Here is a 19,805-nt window from a genome sequence, read left to right as displayed (position 1 = left end):
TGAGAGACTCTGGCAACGAGAAAAAGGCGGGCGGTGAAGCTGGGGGGACCTCACCGCCCTAGGCCTTCCGACGGAGGGGGGCGTAATTCCACCGGAAGGTAGACAGGGGAAGCAAACGTTGCGCTGCTTCCCCGAAGGACGCCGTCGGCGGGGGCGACTGATGCCGGCGACACCCTTCATCTCGTGGGCCTCCTGAGGCCTGTCCCTTGGTTAGCCCTTGGTTAACCCTTGGCGATGGGCACGGCGACGAAGCGCGACTGGCCGCCGCTCTTGACCCGCATCAGGACGCTGTTCTTGTTGTCGGTCCGCGCCGTGGTGATGGCGTCGCGGACTTCGCCGGCAGTGCTCACGCTCTTGCCGCCGACTTCGAGAATCACGTCGCCTTCCTTGAAGCCGCGTTCGGCTGCGGCGCTCTTCGGATCGACTTCTGTGATCACGACGCCCTCCTTGCCGGCGCCGGCCACGGAATCGGCGGGCGCGACGGTCATCCCGAGCTTCGGCACGTCGGTGCCGCGGCTCGCGCCCTTACCGGTGTCCTTGTCGGTGTCGGCTTTGGCCTCGACCGTGTTCGGCAACTGGCCGAGGGTCAGGTTCACGACCTTGTCCTGGCCCTTGTGCAGCACGTTGAGCTTCACGGTCGCGCCGGGCGCCAAACCGCCAATGGTGCGGGCGAGCTCGCGGGCGTCCTTGACCGATTCGCCGTTGACCGACGTGATCACGTCACCGGACTCGATGCCGGCCTTGGCCGCCGGGCCATTCGCCTGCGGCTCGGCAACCAGCGCACCTTCGGCCTTCTTCATGCCGAGGCTGTCGGCGATGTCGGAGGTGACCGGCTGAATCTGCACGCCAATCCAGCCGCGGCTGACCGAGCCCTTGTCCTTGAGCTGCGCCACCACGCTCTTCACGGTGCTCGCGGGAATCGAGAACGCGATGCCGACGCTGCCGCCGGAGGGCGAGTAGATCGCGGTGTTGACGCCCATCACCTCACCGTTGGTGTCGAAAGCCGGACCGCCGGAATTGCCCTTGTTCACGGGCGCGTCGATCTGGATGAAATCGTCATAGGGACCGTTGCCGATGTCGCGGCCGCTGGCCGAAACGATGCCCGCGGTCACGGTGCCGCCGAGGCCGAACGGATTGCCGACCGCGAGCACCCAGTCGCCGATCCGCGGCTTGCCGTCGGCAAGCTTGGCGAACGGGAAGTTCGAGCTGCCCTCGACCTTGATCAAGGCGAGATCGGTGCGCTGATCGGTGCCGATCACCTTGGCGGTGTAGGTCTTGCCCTCGTCGGTCGTGACCTCGACCTTGTCGGCTCCGTCCACCACGTGGTTGTTGGTCACGGCGAAACCGTCGGCCGAGATGAAGAAGCCGGAACCCTGGCCCTGCACGACGCGGCCACGGCCGCCCCCCTTCTGACCCGGGAAACCGTCCGGACCGCCGAAGCGGCGGAAGAAGCGCTCCATCGGCGAGCCCGGCTGGAACGGCGACTGCGCGTCATCGCCGTCATCATTGCTCGCGGTCTTTTCCTTGATGTTGACTTTCACCGAGATCACTGACGGCTTCACGCGCTCGACGATGTCGGCGAAGCCGATCGGACGCTCGACCTTGCGGACCTCGTTGTTGACCTGCGCATGCGCCGGGGTCGAGAACAGGTCGGCTGGCGAGGTCGACGGGCCAAAGCCGTAGACGGCGGCACTGAGCCCGGCGACGACCGAGGCCATCAGCGCGATCTTGCGGGCCGAGAAAACCGACCGGCGGGGCTGCCGGTAGGACGGAAGGTTCGAGAGGTCGGGACGGTCGGTCATGCAGAGATCTCCAGGGCCTTGAAATCCATTTGGTGCCTGATGGCGGCACCTTACGGAGCTGAAGATGGGGGCTCCCGCCTTACCGTGCGCTGGCGGCGGGGTTAAACTTTTGTAATGAACGGCAATGCGAATGCGGCAGTTCATCGCAGGACGAAAGTTGTGATCCCGTAGGAACTTAACGAGGTTCCGCTTCGGAGTGTCGGCTTGACGCGCGAAGCGACGCAACTAGGGCGATGAGGCTTCGTCCGACATCAATGCGGCCAGCCGCGCTTCCTCATCGGGCGTGAGCGGCGGAGCTGGCACGTCTGCACCGCTTCGCGAGCGCCGGCGGATTTGCAGCCACAGCGCCAGGCCGCCGCCCATCAGCAGCAGCGGCGCGAGCAGCCACAACAGCATGGTGTTGCGCTCGAAGCGCGGCTTGAGCAGCACGAACTCGCCGTAGCGCGCGACCAAAAAATCGAGCACTTGCGGATTGCTGTCACCGGCGGCGATGCGCTCGCGCACCAGGAGCCGCAAATCGCGCGCGAGCGGCGCATCGGAATCGTCGATCGACTGGTTCTGACAGACCATGCAGCGCAGCTCGCGCGACAAGTCGCGCGCGCGCGACTCCTTCGCAGGATCCGACATGATCTCGTCGGGCTGCACGGCGTGCGCCGCAGGCAAGGCCAGCAGCATCAGGGCGACGAACGCAACCATCATCCGGCGCATCGGATCACTCCGCCGGCTGCAGGCGCTGCTTGGCCCGCGCCGGGCTTGGCGCGCCGACCCGCAGGCGCCGGTCGGACAGCGACAGCATGCCGCCGAACGCCATCAGCACCGGTCCCCACCAGATCAATAGCACCAACGGCTTGTGATAGATGCGCACGGCGATGGCGCCCTCGGCGTTGGCGTCTCCGAGAGAGACGTAAAGCTGGCTTGCGCCACGCGTCAGCAGCGCGGCCTCAGTGGTCGACGAGCCGCGGGTGGTGAAGCTGCGCTTGGACGGCGTCATCACGCTGAGCTTCTCGCCGTCACGGCTGACGTTGAATTCGGCGATCATCTCGTGGAAGTTCGGCCCTTGACGCTGAAACAGGCCGTCCAGCTTGACGTCATAGCCGGCGACATGGGCGACGTCGTTCTGCTTCATGGTCGCGATATATTCGCTGTTCCAGGTGGTCTCGCAGACGATTCCGATCAACGCGACGCCGAGGCCAGCATGCGCGAACATCGAGCCCCAGGCCGAGCGCGGCAGACCCCGGGCACGATGCAGCGTCGTCGCGAACGGCAGGCGAAACAAGCCGGTTCGTTCGGCCATATCCGTCGCGGCACCGGCAATGACGAAGACGCCAAGTCCGATTGCCAATGGCGCCAGCGCGCTGCCGCCGCGCGCCCAGCCCCAGACCATGGCGACGGCGACGAGCCCGGCAACGCCGGCCGCGAGCAGCCGTTGCGTCACGCCGAGCAGATCGCCGCGTTTCCACGCCAGCATCGGCCCGAACGGCACGGCGAGCAGCAGCAGCGTGAACAGCGGAGCGAAGGTGAGGTTGTAGAAGGGAGCACCGACCGACATCTTGAAATCGGCGAGCATCTCCATCGCCAGCGGATAGAGCGTGCCGAACAGCACCACCGCGCAGGCGACCGTGAGCAGCAGATTGTTCAGTACCAGCGCGCCCTCGCGCGAGATCGGCGCAAACAGGCCGCCCTGCTTCAACGAAGTCGCGCGCCCCGCAAACAGCGACAGGCTGCCGCCGATGAACAGGCAGAGGATCAGCAGAATGAACACGCCGCGGGTTGGATCGGTCGCAAAGGCATGCACCGAGGTGATGACGCCCGAGCGCACAAGGAAGGTGCCGAGCAGCGACAGCGAGAAGGTCAGGATCGACAAGAGGATGGTCCAGACCTTCAGCGCATTGCGCTTCTCCATCACCAGAGCCGAATGCAGCAGCGCGGTGCCGGCAAGCCACGGCATCAGCGAGGCGTTCTCGACCGGGTCCCAAAACCACCAGCCGCCCCAGCCCAGTTCGTAATAGGCCCAGTACGAGCCCATGGCGATGCCGAGCGTCAGGAAGATCCAGGCGACCAGCGTCCACGGCCGCACCCAGCGCGCCCAGGCGGCGTCGATCCGTCCCTCCAGCAGCGCTGCGATGGCGAAGGAGAACGAGATCGAGAAGCCGACATAGCCGAGATAGAGCATCGGCGGATGCACGGCGAGACCGATGTCCTGAAGCACCGGATTGAGATCGCGTCCCTCGATCGGCGGATTGGCGATGCGCAGAAACGGGTTCGAGGTCACCAGGATGAAGAGATAGAAGGCGCTGGCGATCCACGCCTGCACGGCCAGCACATGCGCGCGCAGCGACAGCGGCAGATTGTTGCCGAAGGCCGCGACCAATCCGCCGAACAGCGCGAGGATCGACACCCACAAGAGCATCGAGCCTTCATGGTTTCCCCACACGCCGGTGATCTTGTAGAGCAGCGGCTTCATGGAATGGGAATTCTCGTAGACGTTGACGACGGAGAAGTCCGAGTCCACGTGCAGCATCACCAGCGCGATGAATGACGCACCGACGAACAGAAGCTGCGCCAGCGCGGTGGAGCGCGCCACATTCATCAGCGCATCATCGCGCAGGCGAGCGCCGATCAGGGGCACGATGGACTGGATCAGTGCCAGTCCGAGCGCCAGCACCAGCGCGTAATGTCCGGCTTCCGCAATCACCGCACAGCTCCCTGCGAGTTTCCCTGCGCCGTCGTAGCCGCAGGCTTTACGCTATCAGAAGCTTTGGCGTCATAATCATCCTTCCAGTGCCCCTGCTTCTTCAGGGCATCGGCGACGTCCTTGGGCATGTAGGTCTCGTCGTGCTTGGCGAGCACGGTGTCGGCCTTGAACACGCCATCGGCGTTGAGCGCGCCTTCGGCGACGACGCCCTGCCCTTCTCGGAACAGGTCGGGCAAAATGCCCTTGAAGGCGACCGGAAGCTTGGCGCCGCCGTCGGCGACCTCGAAGGTCACGGCGAGATTGTCGCCGCGCTGGAGCGAGCCGGGCTGCACCAGGCCGCCGAGGCGAAACCGCTTGCCGGGCGCGACGTGCTTTTCGGCGACCATGGTCGGCGTCGAGAAGAACACGATGGAGTCGCGCAATGCGTTGAGCACCAGCGCGGCCGCGAGCGCGAGCACGGCGAGCGAGCCGCCGATGATGGTCATACGTCGCTGCTTGCGCGTCATGGCGTATCCGTTCCCTGCTCGTCTCGCCCTGACGTCGTCATCCGTCGAGCCCGAGTGTCTTGAGGCCTTCATTGAGCTGGCGCAGCCGCGCTGTATCGTTGGCAACCGCCTGGCGGGCATCGGTTGATGCGCCCACCGCCTTGTCGCGGTCGCCCATCACGAGATACGCGCGCACCAGCCGCAGCCAACCCTCGACGTCGTCGCCGTTCTGCCTGAGGCGCGTGGCGAGCCGTTCGACCATACCGCGAACCATGGCGTTGCGATCACCCTCTTTCATGTCCTTGGAGGCTGCAAGGGTCTCATCCGACAGCGCCGGCATCGTCGCGCCACCGCCGCCGACCCGCGCGAGCGAGGTCTGCACGAGTGGGCGCCACGGCGCATCCGCGGGCGCTTTCGCCAGCAGTGCGCGCCAGATATTGGCGGCATCGTCCTTGCGGCCGTCCTGCTCGGCGGCGAGACCGAGGAAATAGTTCGCCTTGGGATCGTCGGCGCTAAGCGCGCGCGCGCGCTCGAACTCGGTCTTGGCTTCGGCGGTCACGACGCCACCGGCCGCGGCCGACATCGCTTCGCCGAGATCGGACCGGCGCTCCGCGCTCTCGCCATTGTAGGTGAGCGAGTTGCGATAGGCGCGCACCGCGTCGTCGAAGCGACCAAGCCGCTCCAGCACGGGCGCGATCACGTTCCAGCCACGCCCGTCTGTCGGATTCTTTTCCAGATGTTGCTCGACCTGCACGACCAGATTCTCAAGCGACTGCGCCATTCCGGACCCGGATCCGCGCTCCCGCTGTGCCAGCGGAAAATCCTGAAGCCTGGGCGAGCCGAGCGGCATGTAGACGCCGATCGCAACCAGCGGCAGGCCGGCAAGCGCCAGCACGGCCGCCGCGCGGCGCCATTTGAGGTTGGATTTCGGCGCTAGTGCGGGCTCACTGTCGGCCGCGGCGAGCAGCCTGCGGCTAACCTCGACGCGCGCGGCTTCGGCCTCGGGCGCTCCGATCAGCCCCGCGGCAACATCACGGTCGATCTCGGCCAGTTGGTCCTTGTAGACCACGACCTCGCTGCCCTGATTTTGCGCGCGTCCGCTACGGCCGAGCGGCAGAAGCACGGCGAAAATCGCCGCGACCGTCATCAGCGCGAACACGAACCATAGCGTCATCTGGCAAGCTTCCGGCAGCGCGCGAGCCGCGCCCACCCGTGGCTTTACACCACGGCCGGACGATGCGGCAATTGACAATTGTCAATTTGCCGCGACCGCGCACAGTCCCGAAACGGTGAGAATCCAACGGCTTAGCCGATCTCGAAGTCCACGCTTTGAGCGGCGTCCTCGCCATGCCCATTGAAGGCCTTCAGGAAGTATGTTCCCGGCTCGATGGCGTCGGGCAATCTGATGCGCAACGCCCCGACGGGAACCGGCGATGCAACCCTGGTGAGGGTCTCAGGCAGTTGCCGACCGCTTGCCTTCTCGACCAGCACTACCTTCGCGCCGACCATCAATCTTTGATACTTGGCAACGATGACGCGATTCTCGATTTCGATAGAGCTGATAAGGGATTTCATGCGCCCACAGATAGAAATTCCAAAAACTTGCACGGGGACCGTAGGGCCCGTCACCGGCATCGTCAACCACAAATTGTGATCACTGAAAGATACGCCCGGATCAGCTCGCGCGCGACGATTTACGCTCGCCCGTGGCCGCGTTCTCCGCGGCGCGGCTCATCAGCGAGGCATAATCATCGCCGAACAGCACCTGGCAGAAGCGGATCGCAGCCTGCACCTGCTGCTGCCGATAGGTGCGAACCTTGTGATCGGCCCCGCGCAGCGACTGCACCAGCTGCTCGGTCGAACGCTCGACATATTGCTGGAGGTCGGAATAGGTGCGCAGTGTCACCTCGTTGATCGCAAGCTCGCTCGCATAATTGCGGCAGGTCGCGACGAAATCGATCAGCGCCACGGTTTCCTCGACCTCGGTGCTGTCGATCCGCGCGCCCGGCGGAATGTCCTTCTCGGCGCGCTGGCGCAGGATGCGGCGGACGCGGCCGGGAACGCTGTCGATCTCGGATTGCAGCGCGTTGGAAATGTTGGCCCGGATCGAGGTCAACTGCTTGCCCCAGGCGGAATCGTTGCGGAGGTCGAGCTCGGTGCGCAGACCGCGTACGCCGTCGTGCAGCGTCTTGAGATTGCCGGCGACGTTCTCGAAACGGCTGCGCTTGATGTCCATGCGCAGGATCGCGGCGACACAGGACAGATCATGCAGCGCGATCGTGACGGCGACGCCATAGGGCGTTGCCGCGACGCGGATCTCGTCGTCGGACGCGGCAATCTTGATGGCGAGGCGGATGATCTGCCACGGCGCGGTCATCCGCTGCATGACGATCGACAGCGCAAAGGGCAGCATCTGCGGCGTCTGAAGGACGGGAATGTTGAGCGCTGAAGTCACCGAGACGATCTGGGCATCGCCGAAGGCGCGCAGGGCGCGCGGCAGCTTTTCGTTCAGGGTGGCGACGGCCTCGCGAACCGCGAGCACCGCCCCGATCGAATAGAGGTCCTCGATCACGTTGGGGGGGCCAACGCGGGCGAGCGCACGCGACTTGTCACCGCCGCCCGGCCCCGTCAGCTCGAAGATGGCCTCCGCGGCGACCGCCTGGAGATTCGAGGCCAGCGCTTCGACCTGCCCGCTGTCGGCCGGCATGCGCGCCAGCGCCGCCTCGAATTCGTTCAGCTTGTCTGGAGCACCGTCACGGCTGAGCCATTGCCAGATCGGAGCCAGCGAGGAACGGCGGACCTGCCCGACCCGGATCGGGGCACCCGCTTCGACGAGGAATGGTTCCAGCACCTGGAACAGCAGCCGCGACAGATCGTCCGTTCGCGGCGGCGGGGCCTCGTCGGCTTCGGTCTTGCGGACGACCTTGCGCAGCTGATCAAGCACGAGGGTCGCCACAGCTGTGTCCTGGCCACGCTCCAGCGCACGCTCGAACTCCCGCATCAGCAGCGCCTGCGCCTGCGGCGGGAGCTGCGCGAGATATTCCCTCAGCCGCTCGATCGATGTCTGGCTCATGCGCCCGGGTAATGCACGGTAAATGGCGGACATGGGATGCGTCCGGGCGCGATCTTAGGAGGTCCCCACTTAAGAAGCCGTTTAGCAAGTGGCTCCGAATCCCAGCAGTCCCCTTCGGGTGGGTGTCGATTGCGGCGAATAAGCCCATGGGAACAAAGGATTATATTCCGGGCAAGACCAGCTCAGCCCGCAAGCCTCCGGTCGGCGCCCCGCCGAGCGAGAGGCTGCCGCCGTAGAGCGCGGCGAGGTCGGTCACGATCGACAGCCCCAACCCCGATCCGGGCTTGGACTCGTCAAGCCGCTGGCCGCGTCGCGAGACCTTGGCGCGCTCGGCCTCCGACAGGCCGCGGCCGTCGTCGTCGACGATGATACGCAGCCGCGGACCGGCGCCCGCTTGGTGCAGCGTCTCCACCAGAACTTCGATGAAGACCCGCGAGGCCGCCCATTTGCAGGCGTTGTCGACGAGATTGCCGACCATTTCCTCCAGATCCTGCCGCTCGCCACGAAATTTCGCCGACGGATCGGCCTCGGCCTCGACCACGATGCCACGGTCGCGGTGGATCTTCTCCATGGTCCGCCGCAGCGCCTCGATGGCGGGGGCAACCTCGGTCACTGTTCCGACGACCGAGACCCGCGCCGCGATGCGTGCGCGCTCCAGATGATGGGCGAGCTGGTCGCGCATCACGTTCGCCTGCTCCATCACCTTGGTCGCGAACGGATCGATGGCATGCGCGCCGGCCTCGTTGACGATGACCGAGAGCGGCGTCTTGATGGCGTGGGCGAGATTGCCGACATGGGTGCGTGCGCGCTCGACGATTTCGCGATTGGCGTCAATCAGCGCGTTGGTCTCGCGCGCCAGCGGCGCGATCTCGACCGGGAATTCGCCCTCGAGCCGCTCCGCCCGCCCCGAGCGAATGTCGGCAATGGATTCCGAGATGCGCTTGAGCGGCGCGAGGCCGAAGCGGACCTGGAACACAGTGGTCAGCAGCAGCACGATGCCAAGCGCGGTGAAGGTGCCGCCGAGATAGTAATCGAAACTGCGCGTCTCGTCGAAAATCTCGGTGTCGTCGCCGGCGACGCTGACGAGAAATTTGCCGTCCGCGCCGAGATCGACCGGCCGCTCCACCATGCGCAGGTTCTGTCCCTCGGGACCGTCGACATAAGCGATCCGGATGCCGGCGGCGGTGAGCTCTGTGCCCTGCTCTTCCAGCTTCGGCAGCTTCTTGTCCCAGAGCGAGCGGGAGGAGCGCACCTCCGGCTTTTCGGTGTCGGTCCGCGTGATCTGCCAGTACCAGCCGGACAGCGGCAGGTCGAACAGCGGCTCGCCGAGCGACTGGAACTGGCGGTCCGGCGGCTCGTCAGGGGTGGCGACCTCGGCGATCAGCGTGCGCAGATAGAGATTGAGCCGGCGGTCGAAGGCGCGCTCGGTGGCGTTCTTGTAGACCGACGACAGCACCACGCCGGTTATGGCCAGGATCACCACGAGCCACGCGGTCGCCGACAGGAACAGGCGGTTCGCAAGCGAGCTGGCGGGCATCTGAATGATCCCGGAGGCGCGGGGCGGCATGGCATCGGAACTCATGACCCGACCAAGGCCCGCGCCGGGCCGCCCGTCAAGCCAAGATACTTCCAGACAAGATACTTCGAGACAACACGCTTCAAGCGCCGGGGGCCGGCGGGGTCAGGAGATAGCCGAGGCCACGGACGGTCTGGATGATGTCGACGTCGAGCTTCTTGCGAATGCGGCCGACGAAGACCTCGATGGTGTTGGAGTCGCGGTCGAAGTCCTGGTCGTAGAGATGCTCGACCAGTTCGGTGCGGGACACGACGCGCCCGGAATGGTGCATCAGGTAGGCCAAAAGCCGATATTCGTGCGAGGTCATCTTGATGGGATTGCCAGATACGCTGACCCGGCCGGTCCTGGTGTCGAGCGTGACGGGGCCACAGCTCAGCTCGCTCTGGGCATGGCCGGTGGAGCGGCGCAGCAGCGCGCGGATGCGTGCCAGCACCTCCTCCAGGTGGAACGGCTTTGCGACATAGTCGTCGGCGCCGGCATCGAAGCCCTGGACCTTGTCGCTCCAGCGGTCGCGTGCGGTGAGGATCAGGACCGGCATGGTGCGGCCGTTGCGCCGCCAGGCTTCCAGCACCGAAATGCCGTCCTTCTTCGGCAGGCCGATGTCAAGCACCACGGCGTCGTAGGGCTCGTTGTCACCGAGATAATGCCCCTCCTCTCCGTCGAAGGCGCGATCGACGACATAGCCGGCGTCGGTCAGCGCCTTGGTGAGCTGGCGATTGAGATCGGGGTCGTCCTCAACGACGAGCAGGCGCACGCTTCTCTCCAGAATTAGGCCGCATGAACACCAGCAGAGATGAGCAATTCCGGCGTGAACTGAATATGAACGCCGGGAACCGGCCGCGTTACTTTTTGGTCATATACGACCTGTTCGCGGCCAACGCACTGCGCCCGCCGGGCCACCGGACGAACGGGGCATGGCGGGCGCAATGTGCCGCGTTACGCGGCGAGTCGGAAGGTACGAACCGTCCGGTCGATGTGCCGGTCAGGTCCGGAAGAACACGAACCAGATGACGGCGAGGATCAGGATCGCGAGCCCGGTCGAGATGGCAAGCAGCGCGGCCACTGACGGCCCGGGTTCGCCCTGACGGGCCTCGGTCGCAGTTTCGACGATCTGACGTTGGTCTCGCGTGGTTGCCATGGTGACCTCAAATCTCTGGCTGTCGCGTCGGATGGCCGCGACCTCCTCGCAACGTGATGTCCCGTGGCAACGCGTGATCGGATATGATGTTCCGGTTTTTACGGCGGGATCAGCCTGCAACGGCGGACCGGGCGGCCGGTTAACGCAGTTGCAAGATTCCGCAATCCGCCTTGCTATGATTCGTTGTTCCCCGATGGTATCTTTGTCTTCTGTCCCCGTTGCGTTTGGAGTAGCCCATGGCCCCCCGTGCCAATTGGAAGGGTTTTTTGCGCCTCTCGCTCGTGACCTGCCCGGTCGCGCTCTATCCGGCCACTTCGGATACCGAGAAGGTCTCGTTCAACCAGATCAACCGCAAGACCGGTCACCGGATCAAGTACCTCAAGGTCGACGCCGAGACCGGTGACGAGGTGACTTCCGAGGACATCGTCAAGGGCTACAAGGTCGACACCGACACCTATATCGAGGTCACCAAGGACGAGCTCGACGACATCGCGCTGGACTCCACGCACACCATCGACATCGACGAGTTCGTGCCGAAGACCGACATCGACAGCCGCTATCTGATCCGTCCCTATTATCTCGTGCCTGACGGCAAGGTCGGCCACGACGCCTTTGCGGTGATCCGCGAGACCATCCGCAGCATGGACAAGGTCGCGATCGGCCGCGTGGTGCTGACCAACCGCGAGCACATCATCGCGCTGGAGCCGCTCGATAGCGGCCTGATGGGGACGCTGCTGCGCTACCCCTACGAGGTCCGCGGCGAGAAGGACTATTTCGACGACATCCAGGACGTGAAGCTGACCAAGGACATGCTCGACCTTGCAAAGCACATCGTCGAGAAGAAGTCTGGCGCGTTCGAGCCCGAGCTGTTCGAGGACCATTACGAGACCGCGCTGATTGATCTCATCAACAAGAAGCGCAGCGGCGCGCCCATCACCGCGAAGGCCGCGCCGAAGACCGGCGGCAACGTCATCAACTTGATGGACGCCCTGAAGAAGAGCATCGCGAACGAGAAGGAGGCAAGCCCCGCGGCGAAGACGGCCAAGGACGCCACCAAGGGCAAGAAGCCGAAGAAGCGCGTCGAAGGCCAGCGCGAAATGCTGCTGCCGATCGCCGGCAAGGGTGGCAAGGACGCCGCAGCGAAAGCCGCTCCCAAAAAGGCCGACAAGCCGGTGCGCGCGCCGACGCGAGCGAAGAAGGCCGGCTAGCAGCATCGCACCTCTCGACCTCGCCGTGATGTTTCCCCTCGCCGACCGGCCGACCTGACATGCCCTGGTCGACAGCGTTCGACGACCCCATCTCGTTAAGTGGCGGGCGCAAGCTGCGGACGTTGCAAGAGGCTGCCGATCACATCATGGGACTGCCCGAGGATACGCAGCACGCGAGCCATTGGCAGACCGCGATCGAAACTCTGATCAGCGCGGCCGAGACCGGCGGCGGCTGGACGATGTTCGCCCGCATCGCAATGTTGCGGGCGCTGAATGCGGACGGTCGGCGCGAGTGAGCCGGGCGCCCGCTCAAGAACAGGCTCAACAATCCGATAAGCCGAGCCAGCGCTTTCAGCGCCTGCCTGCGGTCGCGGGGGCGGCACGTAATCCTACGGAAGACAAAATTAACCGCCGGTTCCCGCTCAGCGCAGCATGGTCGCCCCTCGATTGAACCCGAGGTTTGCAGGCTCGTGCAGCAGCAGGACGCCAGAAAGAACTACATCGGCCTCGTGAACGACACGGCCGAGGAAGAGAGCCTCGCCGGCAACTCCGCGCGGGCGCAGCCGCGCGTGGTGAGCTATCTGGCCGGACGCCTTGCTGCGGTGCTGAAACGCCCCGGCAAGGCCGCGCCGGAACGCCCGATCTCGTCCTGAGACGGAACGACGACCTCGGCAAATGCGTCTGAATTGGGTGACGGAACCTTAAGTCAATCGATGACACCATACAAACCGCAGGTGAGGACCATCCGACCTGCGTTTTGACGCGCCCACGAAAAATTAGTGAATCACTTTACCATTCCGATAACGGCACCAGCCTACGTTGGACGGATGAACAGGAGTTGACGATGACTGTGATCAGGTCATTTCTTGCCGATGAAAATGGTGCCACCGCCATCGAGTATTGCCTGATCGCCGTCGGCATCGCGCTCGCGATCATCACGGCCGTGAACAACACGGGCAGCGCACTGCTGAGCGGCAAGTTCAACTCGATCGACGCGGCGGTGAAGTAGCCGGCGTCGCCGGCGCTCCACAATTCCGGCAGTGCGGGCTAAGACGGGCGCAAATGCAACTGGCGACCGGCTTCCATTCGCCCTCCCGCGGTGAGAGCACGCTGAACCGCGATCCAGCTCAGGAGCGCGATTGCCAGACCTGCGGCCACATCGCAAAAGTAATGGCTTCCGTCCACCGGGGTCGCCGCAATCATCGCAACATTGAGCAACGCGGCGATCCAGCCGAAATATCTGACCGGCCAAAGCGCCAGCAGGAACAGAAGTCCAAGCGCCGCATGCAAGCTCGGAAAGCTGATGATTCCTTCGGCCCCCTCCGCGACCAGATGGCGGAAAGTCCCGTCTCGCAATCCAAAGAATACGGGAAGGGGTAGATCTCGCGTCACCGGTACGATGGCGGGAGAATCAACTATCGACAGATGCAAGTAACCCCAAACTCCCTGCGCCGGCATCAGACTAGAAACGCCGATCGTCAGAAGCGTCGTCAGCACGAAGCTCAGCATGAAGATGCGCAATCGCAGGGCGTGCCCTGTCGCAGCCAGTAAGACGACGACGGCCGTCGTCTGCACGGTAAAGCTCGCATACGCAGTCGCCAGTATTCGATGCAGAAGCGGTGCAGCGTTCATCGCGGCAAGCCATGCCATCCAGTCAAAGCCGAGGCGCTGATCCAGTGCGGCGAGGTCGCCGTCCCATAGCGGAAATGCCGCGCCTGCCGCGACATACGACAGAGGCGCTGCCACCGCCGCAAACGCAATGATCTGGGCGGTGCTGATCAGCGCGCCGGCAAGAGCCGCGTCCCTCCTGATGGTTGCGTAGAACCAGCTCATCAAGATGAGCAAGCCGGCAACGAGGGTGGCCTTCCGGAATGAAAGCCATTCGATTTGGAAGGGCCCGAGCGTCGACGCGATCAACACGGCGCCGGCCGTGGCGCCGATCGCGATCCAGACGACACGATCGGCCTGCTTCGCCCGGTCGAGGTGGATATCAGCCGGGCTCAGCGTGTCCGTCATGGGGCATCCGATCGCCGGCCTGTTCGTCACGGCTCTCTTGTCACGCTAGCGGGGCAAAATTGCGCCTCCGTTAATGCGGTGGCCCTAAGTTGATTTTTGCGAGCTTCGCAGTATGGCGTTGTGTCGTGCAGTTGCGCCATCGTCGAGCGCAGGCTCAAACCCCAGCGGCCCGACATGGTATCTTCCGATAGGCCAATCTTGAAAATCCCGGCTCCCCCTGGCCTGGACCGGTCCGTGACTTTGGTCGTTTTTGCTGTGCTGGCGGTCGCCTCGTTCCTTCCTGTGCTGCTGACCCCTATTCCCGCGATGGTCGATTATCCCAATCACCTCGCCCGCATGTACATTCTGAGCCAGAACGGCACCCCCGACGCCAATCCGCATTACGAGGTGGCCTGGGCCTTCTATCCCAACCTGGGAATGGATCTGCTGGTCCCGCAGATGGCGCGGCTGATCAGCGTCGAGAACGCCACGCGGCTGTTTCTGCTCCTGAGCCAATTATTGATCGTCGGGGGCGCGCTTCTGCTCGAATGGGCCCGGAAGGGACGCGTCCATCTCGCCGGCTTTGCGGCGCTCGCCTTCCTTTACTGTCTGCCGTTCAGCTGGGGCTTCGTCAATTTCGAGTTCGGATTGGGCCTCGCTCTCTGGGGCATCGCCGTTTATCTGATGCTGGCGGAACGCCGATGGCCACTGCGTTTCATCGTCAACATGGTCTTCGTCGCGGCGCTGTTTGCGGCGCATTTCTTCTCCCTCGGGATCTACGGCGCGACGCTTGGCCTTTACGAGCTCTCGCGCATTTGCGATCGGCGAACATCGTACCGGGTCGCCGCCGCGCGGCTGGGCGCGTTGGCTCTGCCGGCGCTTGTTCTATTTGGGATCATGCGCATGACCGCGGGATCGATCGGAAGCGAAGGTACGAGCTGGTTCCTCGAATTCAAGCCGATCTGGCCGTTGCGGATCATGAACGGCTACAATTTGACGGTCGCGGCGACGACCGGGCTGGCGCTGATGATCTCGCTGTTGTTCGCCGCAAGACGCGGCGTCCTCAAGCTCGAGCCGGCCGGGATCTGGCTCGCGATCGGCTTTGCGCTGCTGTACGTCGTCATTCCCTCAAAGCTGTTCGGGACCTCGTTCGTCGACCTCCGCGTGATTCCCGCGGCAGCTCTGATCCTGCCCGCCTTCTGCTCGCTGTCGCTGCCCAGTCGGACATGGCGAATGGCTGCGCTCGCCGCGATCAGCGGCATCACATTGATCAATCTCGCCGTGGTCTTCGCGGTGTGGTTGCCTTACCGCACCGACTATGCGGCCATCGTCGAGTCGTTCCACAAGATTGATCGCGGCTCACGCATCCTCGTCGCCAGCACGGTCGACAAGGGAGACCCGCCCTTTGCCGACCTCACCTCGTATCCCATGTATTATGTGCCGACGCTGGCCGTGCACTATGCCGACGCATTCGTGCCAAATCTATTCACGGAAGCGGGCAAGCAACCCGTGCGACCACGCGAGGCCGTGCGCCGTCTTGCCATTCCCTACGGGGGGCCGGTGCCGTTAGCCGTGCTGACCGCGATTGCGGCAAGCCAGCCGCCGACGGAGGTCCCTCCGTTCGTCCGAACCTGGCACCAGGATTACGACTATCTCTATGTCCTTGGACCGCCGGCTCCAAACCCGCTGCCAGACCTGCTGGAAGCGCTGGACGCCTCTGAGCGATTTGTCCTCTACAAGATCCGCCGCAGGTCCTAGGCCGAAGCCGCCTCTGCCCAGCGTGGTTAATCGGGCGTCTAGTCGCTCAAGCGCCCTATATCCTTAACGGTTGTGGCAAGGCCGCCTTAACCACCGCCGACATAGACTTCCGCTTCTGCAACGAGTTGGACCCTCTCGCATGGCGGCCAGTTTCCAATCGATCCGCTACAGCCTCGTCATCCCCGTGTTCAACGAGGAAGCCGTGCTGCCGGTCCTGCTGCGCCGGCTCGACCTGGTCTTGTCCCGGCTCGACGGGCCGGCAGAAGCGATCTTCGTCGACGATGGCAGCAGCGATTCCAGCTCGATCGTGCTGCGGGCGCTCGCCACGCGCGACCCGCGCTATCGCTATATCGGCCTGTCGCGAAATTTCGGCCATCAGATCGCCATCACCGCCGGCATGGACGCCGCGCAAGGTGAAGCGATCATCGTCATGGATGCCGATCTGCAGGATCCGCCCGAAGTGATCGAGCAATTGATCGCAAAATGGCAGGAAGGCAACGACATCGTCCACGCCCGCCGCCTGTCGCGCGAGGGCGAAAGCCAATTCAAGCGCGCGACCGCGCATCTGTTCTACCGGCTTCTCGGCAGGATGTCCTCGGTCGGCATCCCCGCCGATGTCGGCGACTTCCGCCTGATCGATCGCAAGGTGCTCGACGCACTTCGGCAGATGCCGGAGCAGGACCGCTTCGTACGCGGCATGATCGCCTGGCTCGGCTTCCGGCAGACCGAGGTCGCCTTCCACCGCCTCGAGCGTGCAGCTGGCGAGACCAAGTACCCGCTGTTCAAGATGGTGCGGCTCGCGATGAACGCCGCGCTCGGCTTTTCCGATCTGCCCTTGCGCTTGGCAATCTGGTGCGGATTGACGGTGTCGGGACTCGCGCTGCTCTACGGCGGCTGGGTGGTCCTGTTGTGGCTCAGCAAGGACAGTCATCTCGTCACCGGCTGGTCCTCGACGATGGTCGTCGTCTCCCTGCTGTGCGGAATGAACATGCTGATGACGGGCATCGTGGGGCTTTATGTCGGCCGCATCCATGCGGAGGTGAAACGCCGCCCGCTATACGTGGTGCAGACCCGCGCTGGCTTCGATCGCAACGAGACGGCGGCCGCACCCGCGATCCACGCCGTCAACGAGTGACCGAGCGCATGACCGAGCTCTTCGACGGTTATCACGACAACTACCGGGACGTGGTCCAATCCTCGATCGACTTCTCCGGCTTGCCGCATCACTTCTTCATGCGCGCCAAGGCCGATCTCCTGGGCAATCTGATCGCGCGGCGGCTCGACACGGACAGGCCCGAAATGCTGGACGTCGGCTGCGGCGTGGGCAGCCTTCATCCCCTGCTGCAGAGCATGGTCGGCCGCTTGAGCGGTATCGACGTTTCTTCGGCCAGCCTGGCACAGGCCCGCGCCGACAACGGTGCCGTCGACTACCGCGAGTTTGACGGCCGCACCTTTCCTTTCGACGATGCCAGCTTCGATCTGGTCACGGCCGTCTGCGTGATGCATCACGTCGTGCCGTCCGAATGGGCGCAATTCATCGCCGAGATGCGGCGTGTGACGCGCCCCGGGGGGCTCGTCTGCGTCATCGAGCACAATCCGTACAACCCACTGACACGCCTTGCCGTCGCGCGCTGTGAGTTCGACCGGGACGCCGTGTTGCTCGGTGCCGGCACAACCCGGAAGTTGATGGCTGCCGGCGGCTTGCGCGAGATCGGTGCGCGCCATTTCCTGCTGCTGCCCTGGGACACCAAACCGGCGCGGCGTCTCGAAGATGCCCTGAGCGGCGTGTGGCTCGGCGGCCAATACGCCGCCTTCGGGACCGCTTGATCTATCTTTGCGTCGTATCTCGCCGCTTGTGCACGACCGCCACGCCGTCGCTGTAGACGCGCTGCCACTGGGGCAGCCGGTCGAGCATCGCTATCGCCGGCGTCTCCGGCGCGAGCAGCGTCGCGCCGATGTTGTATTCGTCGAGCAATTTGAGAAAATCGCCGAGGTCGACCAGCGCCAGGGCGCGATTGTAGCGGTTGATGAACGCTCCCCCGTACAGCTCCCCGCGACCGTCGATAAAGCTGGGAATGCCGGCAAAGATCAAATAGCCACCGAAGGAATAATCGTTGAGCACATGCGCCGTCTTGGCGAGGTTGGCTTCGGCGATGGCAGCCTGAGGGGTGATGACCGGAGCCGGCCGTATGTCACGCGTCAGCGCCGCTGCGCTCGCCACGATCAACACACCGAGCGCGGCCAGGTTCACGCCGCGCGACGAGCCGGCCGCATCTTGGCCGGTCGACCCGCCGAATTTTCGCCCCAGCGGAGCCGCCAGATAGAGCGGCGCCAGCAAGGCCAGCAGATCCGCATTGCGGACCTGCGCCAGCGCGAAATGGAGCAAACCGATCACGACCAAGGCCCGCACGACCGGCAGCGTCACGCCGCGCGAGAGCGCAAGGATGCCGGCCAGCAGCAGCAGCTCGAAGAAACCGATGTGGCTGAAATCCTGCGGACGCCATTCCGAGATCCAGCCGAGCGCGGGGCCGAGGCCGAGTGTCGTCAGCGGCATCAGCAGCGGTTCCGGCCCGTACGGCGTCAGGCAGGACGCTGCGACGGCGAGCGCCGTGAATGGTAGCCACCGCAGGAACACGCGCGGCCATTCGCTGCGCTTCTCGCGCAGCAGCGCCTCGAGCCCCGCAGGGCCAATCAGTCCAAGCGCCAGCACCACACTGCCGTGCAGATTGGCCCACACGACCAGCAGCGGCAGGGCCCAGTACGGCGGCGGCCCTTCACGATCCATGCAGCGCACCAGGGCAGCCGCCCAGGTCACCATCACCGGCAGCACCAACACGTGTGGCCGCGCCAGCATATGCGGCGCCAACAGGATGACGGCCGCGATCACCATGAGCAGCGTCTGGACTGGCGAAAGCTCGCGCACCAGGAAGAACGTGAACAGGCCGAAGGCGAGCGCTATCGCCGCGGCGGCCAAGACGACGACGCCTGGCCAGCCGGCAAGCGCGTAGGCTCCGGCGTAGATGATCTCCGAGAGCCATTCGAAAGTGATCCAGGGCGCGCCGTGCATCGAAAAGGAGTAAGGGTCGCTCGCCGGCAGCGAGCCGTGCGCGATGATCCAGCGCCCGACCTCGATGTGAGAATAGCTGTCGGGATCACTGAGCAGCCGCGGTCCAAGGATCAGCAACAGGACATAGACGCCAAGGCCCACCAGCCAGGGAAGCGCCGCACGCGCCGAAAACGGTTGAACCTCGCTGTGGACGACCTGGTCACTCATGGCGAGCGCAAGTTAAGGCGCAAGCGTTAAATTCCTCTTTGACACTCACCACGCCTGGCCCTGTGCGGGCGGGCCGGTCACTCTTTGTGAACCATATTCCCGGCAGCGAAATTCGGGCTGCGGCGCTTTGACGACCATGTGAGTCCTGATACTCTTGCACCGTCGATCGACGAACCAAAGCTGCTTGAAGGATGCGGATGAGAAGCGCGATGCTCTTGGCTTTCACCCTCATCTTTGTCGGCGTCTGGTCGCAGGACAGCACGAGAGGACAGACTTCGGCCGCGCCGCCGGTTTCGCTTTCTCCGCCCGATGCATCGCCGCCGCATGCGGGCGCCAAAAATTCCAGACCTCCGCCGGCAGCATCCATCAGAGAGGCTTCGCCGCCGGTGATCGGCGGGCTTCCATCGGCGCCGAACCCGGCCGCCGACTACGATGGCTTCAGCGCAGGCGCCGGCGACGACAATGACATCTCGAGTCAAGTAGTCCCGCCTGTGAGGTCACACACTGCAAAGCGCTCCAGGGCCGATCAGGGTCCTAAAGGCGGCGCGGCTGAGCAATTGATCGATCAAGAAGACGAGGCGTTGAAACGCAAGCTGATGATCTGCCAAAGCTGCAAGTAAGCGGTCGTAGTCCGGATGGAGCGCAGCGAAATTCGGCTCCGATCTATCCGGGTGGAACGGCCCCCGAATTGCGCTGCGCTCCATCCGGCTTCTGTAACGGGCCTTGGTTAGTCAATCCCTTTTTGCGTCATTCCTCTCGCCGGGAACCTGCTTCTGTACGGGATCGGCGCGGAGGCCGTCG

General features: G+C 64.4%; 20 protein-coding genes. 8 read left to right on the top strand and 12 right to left on the bottom strand.

Annotation, left to right across the window (positions count from 1 at the left end; translation table 11 throughout):
• Positions 1 to 221: 221 nt before the first annotated feature.
• From ABIB00_RS36050 to ABIB00_RS36005, 10 genes are all read right to left on the bottom strand, one after another.
• The gene (locus tag ABIB00_RS36050; protein ID WP_354107641.1) at positions 222 to 1,802 is read right to left on the bottom strand and encodes a Do family serine endopeptidase; all 1,581 of its coding nucleotides are present in this window, start codon (positions 1,800 to 1,802) and stop codon (positions 222 to 224) included.
• Between the two features lie 225 nt (positions 1,803 to 2,027).
• Positions 2,028 to 2,510: a cytochrome c-type biogenesis protein gene (locus ABIB00_RS36045; RefSeq protein ID WP_354107640.1), complete on the bottom strand. Its 483-nt coding sequence runs from the start codon at positions 2,508 to 2,510 to the stop codon at positions 2,028 to 2,030.
• Positions 2,511 to 2,514: 4 nt separating this feature from the next.
• The gene (locus ABIB00_RS36040; RefSeq protein ID WP_354107639.1) at positions 2,515 to 4,497 is read right to left on the bottom strand and encodes a heme lyase CcmF/NrfE family subunit; all 1,983 of its coding nucleotides are present in this window, start codon (positions 4,495 to 4,497) and stop codon (positions 2,515 to 2,517) included.
• On the bottom strand, positions 4,494 to 5,003 hold the full coding sequence (ccmE, locus tag ABIB00_RS36035; protein WP_354107638.1) for a cytochrome c maturation protein CcmE: 510 nt from the start codon (positions 5,001 to 5,003) through the stop codon (positions 4,494 to 4,496). Before ccmE ends, ABIB00_RS36040 begins: the two co-directional genes overlap by 4 nt.
• Positions 5,004 to 5,040: 37 nt before the next feature.
• Positions 5,041 to 6,156: a c-type cytochrome biogenesis protein CcmI gene (ccmI, locus tag ABIB00_RS36030; protein ID WP_354107637.1), complete on the bottom strand. Its 1,116-nt coding sequence runs from the start codon at positions 6,154 to 6,156 to the stop codon at positions 5,041 to 5,043.
• Between the two features lie 131 nt (positions 6,157 to 6,287).
• Complete coding sequence (locus tag ABIB00_RS36025) at positions 6,288 to 6,557, bottom strand: hypothetical protein (protein ID WP_247350265.1); 270 nt, start codon at positions 6,555 to 6,557, stop codon at positions 6,288 to 6,290.
• Between the two features lie 100 nt (positions 6,558 to 6,657).
• Positions 6,658 to 8,055 (bottom strand): hypothetical protein, encoded by a 1,398-nt coding sequence (locus ABIB00_RS36020; RefSeq protein WP_354107653.1) that lies wholly within the window; start codon positions 8,053 to 8,055, stop codon positions 6,658 to 6,660.
• Between the two features lie 160 nt (positions 8,056 to 8,215).
• The gene (locus ABIB00_RS36015) at positions 8,216 to 9,592 is read right to left on the bottom strand and encodes an ATP-binding protein (RefSeq protein WP_354047179.1); all 1,377 of its coding nucleotides are present in this window, start codon (positions 9,590 to 9,592) and stop codon (positions 8,216 to 8,218) included.
• Positions 9,593 to 9,713: 121 nt separating this feature from the next.
• Positions 9,714 to 10,385 (bottom strand): response regulator transcription factor, encoded by a 672-nt coding sequence (locus tag ABIB00_RS36010; protein WP_247349962.1) that lies wholly within the window; start codon positions 10,383 to 10,385, stop codon positions 9,714 to 9,716.
• A 228-nt stretch (positions 10,386 to 10,613) separates the two neighbouring features.
• Positions 10,614 to 10,769: a hypothetical protein gene (locus tag ABIB00_RS36005; RefSeq protein WP_247317895.1), complete on the bottom strand. Its 156-nt coding sequence runs from the start codon at positions 10,767 to 10,769 to the stop codon at positions 10,614 to 10,616.
• A gap of 236 nt (positions 10,770 to 11,005) precedes the next feature.
• Here ABIB00_RS36005 and ku point away from each other — a divergent pair, with 236 nt between their 5' ends.
• The 4 genes from ku (at position 11,006) to ABIB00_RS35985 (ending at position 12,986) form a co-directional block, all read left to right on the top strand.
• On the top strand, positions 11,006 to 11,977 hold the full coding sequence (gene ku, locus ABIB00_RS36000) for a non-homologous end joining protein Ku (protein ID WP_354107636.1): 972 nt from the start codon (positions 11,006 to 11,008) through the stop codon (positions 11,975 to 11,977).
• Positions 11,978 to 12,036: 59 nt separating this feature from the next.
• Positions 12,037 to 12,273: a hypothetical protein gene (locus ABIB00_RS35995; RefSeq protein ID WP_354107635.1), complete on the top strand. Its 237-nt coding sequence runs from the start codon at positions 12,037 to 12,039 to the stop codon at positions 12,271 to 12,273.
• Positions 12,274 to 12,447: 174 nt separating this feature from the next.
• The gene (locus tag ABIB00_RS35990; RefSeq protein ID WP_354107634.1) at positions 12,448 to 12,630 is read left to right on the top strand and encodes a hypothetical protein; all 183 of its coding nucleotides are present in this window, start codon (positions 12,448 to 12,450) and stop codon (positions 12,628 to 12,630) included.
• A gap of 191 nt (positions 12,631 to 12,821) precedes the next feature.
• Positions 12,822 to 12,986, top strand: coding sequence for a Flp family type IVb pilin (locus tag ABIB00_RS35985; protein ID WP_247349953.1), 165 nt, complete (start codon positions 12,822 to 12,824; stop codon positions 12,984 to 12,986).
• A gap of 38 nt (positions 12,987 to 13,024) precedes the next feature.
• On the opposite strand, the gene ABIB00_RS35980 is transcribed toward ABIB00_RS35985, so the two are convergent.
• On the bottom strand, positions 13,025 to 13,894 hold the full coding sequence (locus tag ABIB00_RS35980; protein WP_354107633.1) for a phosphatase PAP2 family protein: 870 nt from the start codon (positions 13,892 to 13,894) through the stop codon (positions 13,025 to 13,027).
• A gap of 273 nt (positions 13,895 to 14,167) precedes the next feature.
• Here ABIB00_RS35980 and ABIB00_RS35975 point away from each other — a divergent pair, with 273 nt between their 5' ends.
• From ABIB00_RS35975 to ABIB00_RS35965, 3 genes are all read left to right on the top strand, one after another.
• Positions 14,168 to 15,730, top strand: a complete 1,563-nt coding sequence (locus ABIB00_RS35975) for a hypothetical protein (protein WP_354107632.1) — start codon at positions 14,168 to 14,170, stop codon at positions 15,728 to 15,730.
• A gap of 139 nt (positions 15,731 to 15,869) precedes the next feature.
• Positions 15,870 to 16,865 (top strand): glycosyltransferase family 2 protein, encoded by a 996-nt coding sequence (locus tag ABIB00_RS35970; protein WP_354107631.1) that lies wholly within the window; start codon positions 15,870 to 15,872, stop codon positions 16,863 to 16,865.
• An 8-nt stretch (positions 16,866 to 16,873) separates the two neighbouring features.
• A complete protein-coding gene (locus tag ABIB00_RS35965) occupies positions 16,874 to 17,557 on the top strand; it encodes a class I SAM-dependent methyltransferase (protein WP_354107652.1) in 684 nt (227 codons plus the stop codon).
• A gap of 1 nt (position 17,558) precedes the next feature.
• On the opposite strand, the gene ABIB00_RS35960 is transcribed toward ABIB00_RS35965, so the two are convergent.
• On the bottom strand, positions 17,559 to 19,004 hold the full coding sequence (locus ABIB00_RS35960) for a hypothetical protein (RefSeq protein WP_354107630.1): 1,446 nt from the start codon (positions 19,002 to 19,004) through the stop codon (positions 17,559 to 17,561).
• A 197-nt stretch (positions 19,005 to 19,201) separates the two neighbouring features.
• Between ABIB00_RS35960 and ABIB00_RS35955 the strand changes: the two genes are divergently transcribed.
• Positions 19,202 to 19,624: a hypothetical protein gene (locus ABIB00_RS35955; RefSeq protein WP_354107629.1), complete on the top strand. Its 423-nt coding sequence runs from the start codon at positions 19,202 to 19,204 to the stop codon at positions 19,622 to 19,624.
• Positions 19,625 to 19,805: the final 181 nt, after the last annotated feature.

This window comes from Bradyrhizobium sp. LB14.3 (assembly GCF_040547985.1).
Taxonomy (GTDB): domain Bacteria; phylum Pseudomonadota; class Alphaproteobacteria; order Rhizobiales; family Xanthobacteraceae; genus Bradyrhizobium.
The sequence above is the reverse complement of the archived record's forward strand: the minus strand, read 5'-3'. Positions and strand labels throughout refer to the sequence as shown.